This is a genomic window from Thermocoleostomius sinensis A174 (assembly GCF_026802175.1).
GTDB lineage: Bacteria > Cyanobacteriota > Cyanobacteriia > Elainellales > Elainellaceae > Thermocoleostomius > Thermocoleostomius sinensis.
The window spans coordinates 4,043,074-4,056,385 of sequence record NZ_CP113797.1 but is presented as its reverse complement, the minus strand read 5'-3'; the positions used below and the strand labels follow the sequence as shown (position 1 = coordinate 4,056,385).

Here is a 13,312-nt window from a genome sequence, read left to right as displayed (position 1 = left end):
TACCGCGACCTCATCGTAAAGCCCAAGCTAAAAAACGCTCTGTATGATAAAGCACTAGCTGATTACTGACACCACTGAACACTGCATCAAAAGCATGTTCTGCCCAAGGAATTTCCAGTAGCACGGCTGTGTTTCCTGAGGCTTGCAGGCAATCGCGCAACTGTCGTCCATATTTAGCTTCCACGACATGATCCCGGCTGCCATAGACCAAGAGCGTTGGCGGCAAATTTGGCTTAATGAAGTGAATTGGAGAGGCCAGTGTATATTGGTCGGGAACTTGTTCGGGAGAACCACCCAGAAATGCGTCTAAAATTGCTCGGGTATTAATCGGATCAGGAACCGGGGGATTGCGATAGCCTGCTGCCAAATCAACCGGGCCATAATAGTTCACGACGGCTCGCAATGGTGTAGTGTCGGGTTGGTAGGCTAATAACATCGCCAACTGTGCCCCTGCCGATCGCCCCAGTACAGCCATGCGATTAAGATCCACCTCGTATGCCGTTGCATGGCGCTGAATAAACTGCATCGCCGTTTGCACATCCAGGATTTGGCTGGGGAACTGATAGCGAGGCGCATGACGATAGTCGATCGCAATCATCGTATACCCTTGGGCAGCCATATAGCGATTGAAGTCAGCATCCAGCGACGGATTACCATTTTGCCAAGCTCCACCGTAAATGACTATAACTGTGGGATAGCGCCCGCGAGTAGACGGACGATAAATATCCAGCGTTAACCGTTCATTTTCAACTTCGGCAAACACAATACCAGAATCGTGACGGACAGAAGTCAACGGAATGCCGCGAAACCCATCGATCAGTTGAAATGGTTGAGTCCGGAAGGACAGGGTTGGGTGTGGCTGATTCCAGGAATCAACGTCTAGATTCCGCTGCATCGTCAGGGTGACAGCTTGATGAGTCGCCGACAACTGGCTAAGGGGTAAACTACTCAACAACAACCCAACTAAACTTGCTACTAGGGCAACTCGTGCAAGGGGATGCTGATACTGGCTGAGGGCTAAAAGGGCCGCGATCATATTGCCAACCAAGAGCCAGGGGCTAATTTCAGGTGCACCCACTGCTAAAGGTAGTAACGAGAAGGTAGGAGCAGGCACAATGATCCAAAGGCTTAAAAAGAATCCTAATCCACTGAACAACAAGATTAAGAACAGAGTAATCTTCACAATGCGTTTAATGCGATTCATAGAATTCATTAGTTTGCTGCTTTGATGACTTTGCGGATACGCAGCATCTGATTACCCCCTCGTTGCAGTTCATAGAATACCGGCTCTATTGTGACGGTATGCCCAGCCGCCACACAATCATGAATCACTCTATCTAAATAAGGAGATGGTTGCAACATCAACGTTAAAAGTGGAAAAATTCGCACTTCTTGGCTCACTCTCAGCATCTCTTGCACAGCCTGCTGATGAAAGACGGCATCATAGTGATCAGAGTATAAGAATAAAAGATGAGAGCATAATGCCAGATCAAACTGATCATCTTTAAAGGTTAAGCTCGGTAAGGAACCCACTTGATAGCGCCCTGCTTGTTTTCCGTGCTGATAGTCAGAAATAAATCGCTGAATAGCTTGAATTCGATTTCTGCGCAGGTCATTAGGCGATCGATGATAGGACCAAATCCAATCATTCGGAGTAGCAATTACTTGATCAATAATCGTATCCAGAACATGATCGAATTGCCGATAAATTTCTTCGCCGCTAAATTTATAGACAGGATCGATCGAGGTTACAGAATATCCTTTTGCAGTCGCTTCAGCGTTAAAGCTAGCAGGACCATCTCCGACTCCCAAAATGTTTCCCGACAAATCTGCTTCAGATAAAGCAAAGATCTGCCGGTATTCATCAAACGATCGACCAAACGGAACAAATTTTTCCAGTTTTATACTCATTAGCCTTTTCCTTGGAAGAACCCTGCACCTATCACATACCGGTGACAGATAGACTAACTTGCTTAAGAGTGCTGCAACACTCCAAGCTGCTCTTGTCTTGAATGGTTTGTTTCTACTCGGTGCTTAGTCGTGCTGTGGCACCACCGTCTACAATCAGTGATTGCCCAGTCATGAAGGAGGAACAGGTATTGTTTGCCAGAAACCAAATAGCTTCGGCAATTTCCCTAGGATTACCTACTCGCCCGATTACGGTTTTTTTGCCTAAATCGGTAAGCAATTCGTCTACATAATCCCCACTCAAATGCCCCCGCTGCAAGCCCGATCGTAACATGCTCGTATCTACGGCTCCTGGCAAAATGGCATTAACACGGATGTTTGCAGAGGCAAACTCGATCGCCAAGGCACGAGTCATGGCCAGCAAGGCTCCTTTGCTAGTGGCATAGGCAGCAATGTTGGCAGAGGTGGCAACGGCATGAACCGAACTGACATTCACCACACTACCTGCTACGGGTTTGAGCAGGGGATACGTTGCCTGAGCCAGAAAAAAGCACGATCGCACATTCACCGCCATGATTTCGTCCCATTCAGCTACAGTCATCTCTAGAGAGGGTTTACAGATCTGCACCGCCGCATTGTTGACAAGACAATGTAAGTTGTCAAACTCTTGGCGCAGTTGCAATACTACTTTTTGAATTGCCTGTGGTTCTGCAATATCCACCTGAATTCGACAATCGATGTCCGGTAGCGATGACGTGTCTTGGCGATCGACGCCGACTACTACCCAGCCATTTTGTTTGAAGTGTTGAGCAGTCGCATAGCCAATGCCACCAGCAACCCCTGTAATTAGTACAATTTTGTTCATTTTTCCTAAGTCACTCGAACCAGTAATTGACAGGATGGGCTAACCAAACCATCGCCGCGCAAGGGATTGATGCACTGCGTTGCGCTGATGTATTCTACGATTCATGACTACTAGCTGCGCGATTCAAATCACGAACTAGATGATCGATCGCTAACTGATTGACTCGTAGTACAGCTTCTCGCGTGTTCGAGCTATTATGGCTGCCCAAAATCACCTGCTCAAACCGAAGTAAGGGGCTAGTTAGTGGTAGTGGTTCCGTCTCAAACACATCCAACGCCGCAGCACCCACCTTGCCATCTTTAAGGGCTGTCACAAGGGCTGTCTCATCAATTAAGGCTCCCCGTGCCACGTTCACAACCCATACGCCATTTTTCATCTGAGCAAACGCCCGATCGTTCAATAAATGATAATTTTGCGGCGTCAAATTGCAAGCTAGCACAATACAGTCGGACTGTTGCAAAAGCAGATCTAACGCCACAGATTTCAGATGGGTTTCCTGACAAAACGCCGGATCGATCGGGTGCACATCATGCCCCAACACCTCCATGCCCAACGTATGCAATCGCCGGACAATTGCCTTCCCAATGCTGCCTATACCAACCACCCCAGCCGTTTTGCCGCGCAGAGACGTGCCTTGAATCTTCAACCACTCGCCGCGCCGAATTGCCGCATCCATGCGGTGCAGTTGCCGCGCCAGCAAAATGATATATCCCAGAGCAATATCCGCCACTTCATCCCCAAACACATTGGGGGTGTTAGAGGTATAGATGCCCAGTTGCTTGGCTGCCTCTAAATCAATCGCATCCACTCCAATGCCCCACTTAGCCAGCACCCGCAAGCGTCCCTTGCGACCAATCTCTAGCACCTTGGCCGTAAACGGATCGTCGCCCGCGATCACACCATCAAAGTCAGCAATAATGTTACATAGCTCGGACTCGCTCATCTGCTGCTGAATTTGCGGTACAACCACGTCCAACCCTTCGGCCGCAAGGCGATCCTGACACTGATCCAATGTCATGATCATAGGTGGACAAGTAATTAAAACTCGCCAGTTCATGTATTTAACCTATTGATAAATTACAAGCATTATCGCCCGTGTCACGCGCTTGTTTGTTGCACGGTGTAGAGAAATTCCGCCACACGGAAATCGATTTCTTCGTCAATATCCCAGGCTTCCTGGCGATCGATTGCAAACATCATGGGCTTGTAGCCGATTCGATTACGACGTTCTTGCAGAATCTGCTTTGTAAACAGGTAGAGATTAGAGTTTTCTTCGTAAACAGGCGTCAAATCCTGTGTTCGCAGCAATACTTCTGGATCGTGATTCATGGCTCTGCCAGTGGCATCGTAGAGGCGGGTTTGCAACTGGGTGACTCCAAATAGGCTGTCATGCTCAGACTGTCCTAGAAATTGCTCGATTGCCTGTGAAATTGTTTCTGCTCGCAGTAGCGGATTGGTGCTATGAGTTTGTAAATACAGATCGGCTGGAACTTGAGCCACAGAATTTAGCAACACCTCGTTCATGGGTATGGCTCCATCTCGTAAATGCTCTGGACGTTCCAATACTTTGACACTGGGAAACTGTGCTGCCGCATCTTCCATAATCATGGGGCTGTCGGTATCAATGCAGACAAGGCTGATTTGCGGACAGTTGAGCAAGGTGGTGATGATGTGGTGATACAACGGACGACCCGCAAACAGGCGATAATTCTTACCCACCACTCGTTCGCTGTTGTGGCGCATAGGAACAAACGCAGCAATTTGCAAAGAAGAAGGTGATGAATTCATAAATTAATTAATTATAGACAGGTAAAGAGAAAAGTAAAGTAACCGTTAGTGACGAATTTGCTCAAGTACGACTTCTTCGCGCTGAGTGTAATCGATCGCCCGTCGTGAATTAGAAGTTTGCGAGAGAGCATGTCGCTTTAGTCCTCTCGGATAGTAAAAGGTCTGTTTCAGTTGGCTCGTCACCGGAACTCTTTGCATAAAGCCGCGACAGGTTCCTAAAAACTGCATGAAGCGAAATACTGGAATGGAAAGAAAGTTTTTGAATAAAACACGATCGTGAAAAGCGTGATAGTAGTCGTTGAAGGTGTTAGTGACAAATAGTCGCACAAAATCCCATCCGTTAAAATGCTCCTGTGGAAAAATGCGCTTGAGAGCAATAGCTTCACGGCGATAGCGATTGTAGATGCGTCGTGGTGTTTCATCATGCACATGAATAATTTCCGCTTCAGCACTATAGGCGATGCGATGCCCCAGTTGCATGACGCGCTTGGCCCAGTCTAAATCTTCCAAGCCTGTCAGTGATTCATCATAGGGAAGTTGCTGCCATAATTTTCGCCGAATTGCTGCATTGGCGTTGTTGCAGAACGGATGAGTTTGATTGAGGTTGGAGTCATCAGGAAACCAGGTTGCAAAAATTTGGTGTTCGGAGTATTTTGTAACATCATTGCCGCGCTGCTTACCATATACTAACGCCATTTGTGGATCGGCAAACGGTTTCAGCAGTTGCTCTAGCCAGTCTCGATAGACAGGGTACACATGAGCACTGGCGATTACAATCAACTCAGCCGAAGCCGCTTGACATCCCAAGTTGAGCGATCGCCCAAAGGAAAACTCTTCTGGGCGAATCGATACCAGCGTTACCGAATATTGCTGCGCAATCTCCACGGTTCGATCGGTAGAACCGGAATCTACTACGATGATCTCGACGGGGGCGATCGTCTGTTGCTGGATGCCGTCGAGCAGTCGGCCGATATGCTGTTCCTCGTTATAACATCGGATGATGATAGAACATCTGGGATGAATCATCTAAACCTCGCACTTCTCTACCACACAGGTCAATAACTGGTTCTTATCCGTTCTAACTGTGTCTAATATCACTGACGGGTGCAGTTCTACCTTACCACTCCTATCTACCAGATCAAATCTTTATACGTTAATGAATCAGGATAGAATTTTTTGAGTGCCGCTTTTATGTAAGTTTTCTCATCATTTTTGCTAATTGAAGATTGACTAGCTAAAGAAAGGGTGTCATGGAAAAAACAATCATCGTCATTGGTAATGGTCCGAGTTTACGAGGATTTGATTTTGCAGCGCTCAACAAGGTTGATACATTAGGCATGAATGCTGCCTATCGCTATTGGGATCGTATTAACTGGTATCCCACCCATTATTGCTGTCTAGACTCTGAACTGATTGCTACACATCACCAAGCTATCAAACGGCTAGTTGAAGAGGGGCAAGTGAAAACAGCGTTTTTAGACGGGCGTTTTCTTGAGTTTTTTCCTGATGCAAGCAAAGATAAGCGCTATGTTTTTCTAGATCAGTTTTTATTGTATTGGTATCAAAAACGCGGTGCTGAATTCGGTTTACCATTTATCGAAAGTTCGATTTTTCAAAGCGCTCAACCATCAAAAGTGACAACTGGTTCTTACTCAGTTCGCTATGCCATCTATTTAGGATATCAACGAGTTGCGCTGCTCGGTATTGATCTGCAATATATTGAACAAATTCCAGAAGCAGAAAACACTGAGGGAATACAGCTTGTCATGAAAAAAACACCATCAAGAAATCCTAACTATTTCTTTGATGATTATCAGCAAGCTGGAGACAAGTTTCAGATTCCAAACCCAAAAGTTCATAATTTTGATCTCCATCCTACTTCGTTTGAGTCCTTGCGAGATGACATTCTCCTGAAAAATTTGGATGTGGAAGTCATTAATTGCAATTTGAAGTCTGAACTTCATGCGAGAGGTATATTGCCATACAAGCCCTTGTGGAAAGTTTTGGATCAACCAGGACTGGGGGCACTAGTTATTCCAACGCAGGTGAGAGAACGCGAGCAAATTTTAAATAATCTTAAATTGTGGCAGATTCCAGGCTTTACACCATTTCTTCATCTTCGGGGACGGAAAAAACCTAAATTGATTTTTACGTTTACAGGCGTGGAAGATGAAGCATTAAAGCAAGAAATTATTGAGGAGTTTAAAACTAGTGAACTTCTTCAAAATTGTTTTTCAGAGCTAGAATTCTATTTCTTTGTATTACCGGACGGTGAAGATATCTATATTCGCGATCGATCGCTTCCAGTTGGAAAGAAAGGTTATAAAAGCGGACCTAATCAACAATTCTTTCGAGGTATTTTTGCACTTCAAGATAGTTGCCATTATGCCTTCTTTATGGAAACAGACTGTGTTCCTCTACGTCCCGATTGGCTGGGAGCGCTTTACGATTTAGTGCAAACGGCTGAAGAGTTTTGGATTTTGGGTAGCCCGTACAAAGGACAAGATACGCTAGCACGGAAATATGCCCGTCACATCAATGGCAATGCTATTTATGCGGTCGGCGATCGGCGATTCATTGAGTTTGTCCAAAAGTGGCAGGCTCTCCTAGATGAAACTACTGAGAAAATTGACAGTGGCATGGCCTATGATTGCTTGCTAGAAAACTTCTTTGCTGCCGAATTTGGTTCCAATCTATCTTCACCATTTCAACCAGTTGATCCTAGCTCTGAGGGGTGGCAGCTTTTTCAAGAAATTTCACCCTATCTTCGCTATACTAACTACATCTTAAACTACAGTGCAAAGAGGGATTTGGAGAAGGCTGAGCCTACTCTACTGCTACACTCAAGGAAAAACTACTCAGAATCCTACATCTTGCATAATCGCACCATTTGTGACTCTATCTGCCGTCAGGTTTTAGCTGAAGATTTTAAAGTACGACCCAAAGCGGAAGAGTTTGCTCAATTACTTGATGTTTTAGCTCAGGAATTAGCATCTGGCTTTACTTTTTGTGGAATTCAATTTGAAGGAAAAAGTTACCCCACTCAAAAAGGCTTTGTAGTCGGCAACCATTCAGCTAAAGATTGGGTCGTTCTACACTACAACAAAGCGATCGAACTAGGCGATTTAATTCAGGTTGACATTAGCTTACTGATGGTCAAGTCTTGCGAACTATCGATTGGTTTCTACCCACGAGGGTGCAATCCTTTTGAAGGCGTTAGACGAACCTTCCATTGCCAAGCAGGAACAGAGAAGATTGCACTCCAGTTAAATGTTTCACGCAGTCATGACGGAATTAGCCTTGAATTTGGTAGTGATGACTTTAACGAAGTAGAACTCATCTTGACCAATATTAGCTTTCACTGTCAAACAATCTCTCAGGTTAGCATTGAAAGCCTAGATAAAGCCTAAATAGAAATTCTTAAATCTTCACTGAGGCTTTTAGCAGTAGTTTGAAGCTCTGAAAAAGCTTGTTTCTTAGAGTCATGTAGTTCAGCAGGCGTATCAAACTAGGTTTTTACGAATTACCTTGAATACAGCCGTTCTCCAACTTGAGCCTATGAATTCAACGCTCGAATTCCGTTTAACTTCATTATCAACAAATTCCGTCACCTCTGGCCAATCCTCGGAATTATAGTCATCAAAGATGATATACCCCCCTACATCTACAGCAGCCAAATAGTGATCAAAATCAAATTTGACTCCTGCATAGGAATGATCACCATCAATAATTAGCAAGTTGTATTGCCTTAATCCTGCTTTTTCTAAAATTACTGATTCAGTACTTAAACCTTGAAGCAGAGTAATATCTTGAGGCGCAATATCCATTTGGCGCATATTGTGTTCAAAAATCTTACGCGTGACTGGAACTTGAGTAATAACATCCGTTCTGCCTTTATCGTAATAACCATCCAACGGATCGATTGCGCTCAAATGGATTTGCTCAAAATGATCACGACAAGTTTCATAAATAATGGCAAGGTTAATTCCAAATAGAGAACCAATTTCTAGAACTGACAAGTTAGGAGTGCGAAGACTTTGGGCGACTAAAACTCGAAGTGCCATATCTTGCACCGTTGTTGCCAAGCGCCCAGTGCAGATATCTTCTGACAAACAAATTCGATGCGCTAGATATCCTAAACCTTGTTGGTTTAGTTGCAATCTCAACATTGATGTCCAGAAGCTAGTAAAAACTTCAATGTGTTCCTGCGAGAGTTGCCGTCCGAATGGCTGAAACAATTTGATATTGCTGGTATTGCTTGGATTCAATATTGACATTTGATCAATTTGCTGTTTCAAATCTGCAATGGCTTGTGTTGTTTGAGCGCTAGCAGACTCAGCATAGCTAAGCGATCGTTGAGCTATTTCATGACAGTTTTTTGCCGTTTCCAAGGAAGCAGTTGCCATTTCAATAGCGCGATTGGCTGATTGAGCGCCAGACTGAGCGCTTCCGGTGGCACGGCTCGCCATCTCTGTGGCAAATTTGGCGGTTGATATTGCTCGATCTGCAACCGTCACTGCCTCTGCTATCGCTTGATCAACGCGCTCAGTAGTCAGTTTTAACCGTTCACCCGCTTGAGTGGCTCGCTTGAAGGCCGAAGTTGCCTTTTTCTGTAACCGTGCAGTCATCTCCTGAGATTGCGTCACTGTTTCTTGAGCACGTTCGCCCGTTTGCAAAGCGACATCTGCTTTGGAGGCAGCATGTCCAACCAAAAACACCAAAAGAAATGTTCCCCCGCTAGAGAAAATCCAACGAAACGGGACATCATCCAACATGGCAATCGTATTCAGTCCTATGGCAAGTAGGGCAATGCTGAGAGGCCAACGGCTGTAATAACGCCCAACCCGTCCAAGCAAGCCAGTAGCCAATCGAGTCCCATTCAATTTGAGCAATACAGGCACAGACTTGGGAGGATTGAAGGGTTCCTGTTGTCGGGATAGCTCAGAATGAGAGGAATGCTTTCCATTCAATGATTCTGTAGAATCTTGCTGCGGATTGTCCTGAAGACGAGATGGGTTCATACCATTATGTCCTTCGATCGTGGCTTGGTTAGAAAGTTTTAGAGAAATCTGGGTGATTGGTTTTTCAGATTTCGTTTTAATGAGTTTCTGGGTGAGCGCTACAACCTGTTCTAGGTCGGGGGTGTGTTTGAACGCTAGCAAGTTTCCCCAAGCATGAGGAGTAGCAAGTTGGCAGGGGTATAACATCAAGCGATGCCAATCGTGCTGAATTCCATATCGAACGATTGGATGCCATTCGCTGACTAATACGGTGTAACCGCGATCGACAAGATATTGAGCCAAATCTTCAACGGTATATCCCAAAGGAACAGTTTTGTGGTCTTCAAATTCACATTCAATCACAGCAGGATGAATTTTGTCCCAAGGGACTCCTTTTAAAACCATCAAGTCATGTCCTTCTGTATCGATCTTTAAAAAATCAATCTGGTGCAACTGATGCTCAGCACAAATTTCAGCTACTGTTGTAGTTATAACCTGGCATTTCTGCTGATGGCTGTCTTGAAAGGGAGAAAGCGTGCTGATGCCTGTGCTCTCAGGTGAAGCATAGAATGAAACCGTTTCTCCTGCTCGATCGCTAACGGCTCGGCGGTCGATCGTCAGATTTGTGTAGGAGTTCATTCGTCGTTCAAGAACTTGGCGATTATCCGGATCAGGCTCATAGGCGAACACTCGCCATCCTTTTTCAACAAACGAGAGGAGAGCAGAGCCATGATGGGCCCCAACGTCTAACATGATTGAGTGTTCAGGCAGATGTGACAAAAGCTCAGCGACTAATTGAGTTTCGTCTAAACAAACTGATTGATCCCGCGTGAAAGGACCCAGTATCGACTGCTGATCAGAACTTACTAAATTGCTCACGCTCTGGTGCCGAGTGGGTAAAGCTGATTGTGCTGCTTGACACAGAATTTCGTAAAATCGCTTTGCTACTACAGATTCCGAATGATGTTGGAAAGCATATTCGCGGGCAGCTTGTCCCAATGCCCTAGCATAATTTGGGTCATCTATTAAGGCACAGATGGCAATTTTAAGCTTGTTTGGATCGCGATCAATCACTAATTGGGTACAACCAATCTCCGCCGCATAAGCGATCGGTGCTACATCGATGGGACCATAAACCAGAACAGGATTTCCTGATGCTAAACATTCCGGAAATTTGTTTGCCATCGAATAACGAACATAAGTAACGCTGTCTGGATCAAAATTGTAAGCAATCAACAGAGCGTCTGCTGTGATGAGCAACTGGCGATAGGCTACTGTAGAAAAGGCTGCTTCATGAATGCTTACACCTGGTAGATTCGAGAAGGTGTTAATCGCCTTTTGTTTCCAATAGTTGGTAGTGTAAATTTCAAAGTTTATAGAATATTCTGTTTGCAGTGCAGCAATCACTTCGGCAACATCCAAAATACTCTGGCAGGTCATATCGTCGGCTAAACTACCGACATAGCGAATTGTGAAAGGTTGCACCCGTGAAAATTTTTTTGAAATTTGAGTATTTGTTGGCAGCCAATCTTCAGGTTTAATGCAATTAGCAATGGCAATAAAATCAACACCATACCGTTCTCGATAAGCAATCGACATAGCCTCACAAATACTAAGGCAAGCAAACGCATCATTAAGTAGCCTACGCAATGACTGATCTAACTGGACATATCGGCTTGGGGTCTGAAGCCGCAGCCGTTCTGGCCAATCATCTACAATGTGAATGACTGTGGGAATACTTAGTTTAGCGATAGCAGCAACAGCAAAGGTGTGAAGCAATGGACGCTCAGCAACTGGACGATAGTAAATAACATCCGGTGCGAATTGAATACAGTCTGCTAACAGTTGATCACAGTCTTGATATTGTTTGATGGCTGAATCTGAGGCTGGAGAATATAACCCAAATTGCCGTTCACCTACCATGTAAACTTGTAGTAGGCATTCTGCAGGGTGAAGGCCAAAGATAGACTGTTTCATCTGCCCAGTTGCTGAATAGTCTCCTATACGAGTCATGTCAATGATTAAGACTCGGGGAGGTACTAAATGTCCTGTCAACAATGCCGAGATAGCACCGGAGGATGTGACACTCATGGAGGCAATGGGTGAAACGTCTATTTGCCTAAAACTGTCCCTCAGTTTAGCAAACAGTGACCCGTGTTTTAGCGACAAGCGCTATTAAATCCAAACATCTCGTTGAAGCATTAGAGTCTCAACCCTGCATTAGACTCAGATCGGTTGCGCGTCTCGCGCCTCATTGCTGTGACAGTTTATCAGGTGGCACTCTAAACAGATCACGTTGCTCCTCGCGATTCCTCTTTGTGCAACGCTGTGTCAGCAATCCCGTTAGATTTTAGCAACGTCACCTCACCTACTTTGCATCAGTTTGCTTGGTTTAGGTTGCTATAGGGGCCTTTGAATGAGTACTGTACCTAGCTTCACCCGCCGTTAATAGCCGCTTGCATTCAATCAACCAGGCTTATACAGGACGATTAAGCTAAACTTTCCACAACAGGTTCAGTTACTTCTAAGACCTGCCAAATCTGCTGAAGCAACGGATCTAGCCCAGTTCCTGCGACGGCTGAAATCAGAAACACCGGAATCTGGCTGCATTGTTCTAATTGAGCAGCGATCGCCGCCACCTCTTCTTCAGACGCAAAAGCATCAATTTTATTGAGTGCTAGGATTTGGGGACGAGCGGTGAGACCACGTCCATACGCTGCTAATTCATCTTGAATCGTATGGTAAGCGGCAATTGGATCGGCTTGAGTGGCGTCAATCACATGCAGCAAGACGCGCGTCCGTTCAATGTGTCGCAGAAAATCATGCCCCAACCCCGTTCCCAAATGCGCTCCCTCAATCAGTCCAGGAATATCAGCAAACACCGTACCGTCGCCTGAGGGCTTACGAACTACACCTAAATTGGGCACAAGCGTTGTAAAAGGATAATCCGCAATTTTAGGACGGGCGGCTGACAATGCCGAAATTAACGTCGATTTACCCGCATTCGGCAAGCCAATAATTCCGACTTCGGCTAACAGTTTCAATTCCAAACGAATCAGCCGCACCTCCCCCGGCAGCCCTGGCAACGCCCGTTCTGGGGCACGATTGTGATTGCTAAGAAAATGCTTATTGCCCAACCCACCTTTACCACCCTTCGCCACACAAAATTCTTGATTCGGTGCTGTCAAATCGGCCAGCACTTCATCCGTCTCAGCATCATAAACAACCGTGCCGCAAGGAACTTCAACTCGAAGATCATCCCCCGAAGCCCCCGTCATATTTTTAGGGCCGCCCCGTTGTCCATCTTGGGCCTTAAACTTGTGAGCGTATCTAAAATCTAGCAATGTTTGTAAATGCTCGACAGCCACCAGAATGACCGAACCACCGTGTCCACCATTCCCGCCAGCCGGCCCACCCGCGGGTACATATTTTTCGCGCCGGAAAGCAACCAGTCCGTCACCGCCGTCACCGCCCTGCACCTCAATTTCTGCTTGATCAATAAATTGCATGACTGATAATTAGCCCATCTTTAACCTTGCCATCCTTCTTTGATAGTAGGCGATCGAACAGAGAACTCGTTTGCAACTTGATTAACTGAGAATAATCCGCCCTTCCCTATATTCCGTTTCTAGACCAGGAGGACGAAGAAGTTGAGGGATGAGGGAGCAATGAGTTGTGTCAGTTAGCCAGCATTTGGAACTCATGGTCAGCATCGAAACGTTCAGCATCCGACGCCTTTTGCCTTGCCCCA

The 13,312-nt window shown here is 45.6% G+C and carries 9 protein-coding genes; 1 reads left to right on the top strand and 8 read right to left on the bottom strand.

Annotated elements, in window-relative coordinates; translation table 11 throughout:
* Nucleotides 1–10: 10 nt before the first annotated feature.
* From OXH18_RS17595 to OXH18_RS17570, 6 genes are all read right to left on the bottom strand, one after another.
* Entirely contained in the window at nucleotides 11–1,213 is a 1,203-nt protein-coding gene (locus OXH18_RS17595; RefSeq protein ID WP_268608449.1) for an alpha/beta hydrolase fold domain-containing protein, read from the bottom strand.
* The gene (locus tag OXH18_RS17590) at nucleotides 1,213–1,911 is read right to left on the bottom strand and encodes a class I SAM-dependent methyltransferase (protein WP_268608447.1); all 699 of its coding nucleotides are present in this window, start codon (nucleotides 1,909–1,911) and stop codon (nucleotides 1,213–1,215) included. The genes OXH18_RS17595 and OXH18_RS17590 overlap by 1 nt, the downstream gene beginning before the upstream one ends.
* Nucleotides 1,912–2,023: 112 nt before the next feature.
* On the bottom strand, nucleotides 2,024–2,773 hold the full coding sequence (locus tag OXH18_RS17585; protein WP_268608445.1) for an SDR family NAD(P)-dependent oxidoreductase: 750 nt from the start codon (nucleotides 2,771–2,773) through the stop codon (nucleotides 2,024–2,026).
* A gap of 94 nt (nucleotides 2,774–2,867) precedes the next feature.
* Entirely contained in the window at nucleotides 2,868–3,791 is a 924-nt protein-coding gene (locus OXH18_RS17580; RefSeq protein WP_268608443.1) for a phosphoglycerate dehydrogenase, read from the bottom strand.
* A gap of 80 nt (nucleotides 3,792–3,871) precedes the next feature.
* Nucleotides 3,872–4,561 (bottom strand): acylneuraminate cytidylyltransferase family protein, encoded by a 690-nt coding sequence (locus tag OXH18_RS17575; protein ID WP_268608441.1) that lies wholly within the window; start codon nucleotides 4,559–4,561, stop codon nucleotides 3,872–3,874.
* A 45-nt stretch (nucleotides 4,562–4,606) separates the two neighbouring features.
* Nucleotides 4,607–5,587 (bottom strand): glycosyltransferase family 2 protein, encoded by a 981-nt coding sequence (locus tag OXH18_RS17570; RefSeq protein ID WP_268608439.1) that lies wholly within the window; start codon nucleotides 5,585–5,587, stop codon nucleotides 4,607–4,609.
* Between the two features lie 224 nt (nucleotides 5,588–5,811).
* Between OXH18_RS17570 and OXH18_RS17565 the strand changes: the two genes are divergently transcribed.
* Complete coding sequence (locus OXH18_RS17565; RefSeq protein WP_268608438.1) at nucleotides 5,812–7,971, top strand: hypothetical protein; 2,160 nt, start codon at nucleotides 5,812–5,814, stop codon at nucleotides 7,969–7,971.
* 93 nt (nucleotides 7,972–8,064) lie between these two features.
* Here the strand turns inward: OXH18_RS17565 and OXH18_RS17560 are convergent, their stop codons facing one another.
* On the bottom strand, nucleotides 8,065–11,652 hold the full coding sequence (locus OXH18_RS17560; RefSeq protein ID WP_268608437.1) for an FkbM family methyltransferase: 3,588 nt from the start codon (nucleotides 11,650–11,652) through the stop codon (nucleotides 8,065–8,067).
* A gap of 398 nt (nucleotides 11,653–12,050) precedes the next feature.
* A complete protein-coding gene (gene obgE / locus OXH18_RS17555; protein ID WP_268608434.1) occupies nucleotides 12,051–13,070 on the bottom strand; it encodes a GTPase ObgE in 1,020 nt (339 codons plus the stop codon).
* Nucleotides 13,071–13,312: the final 242 nt, after the last annotated feature.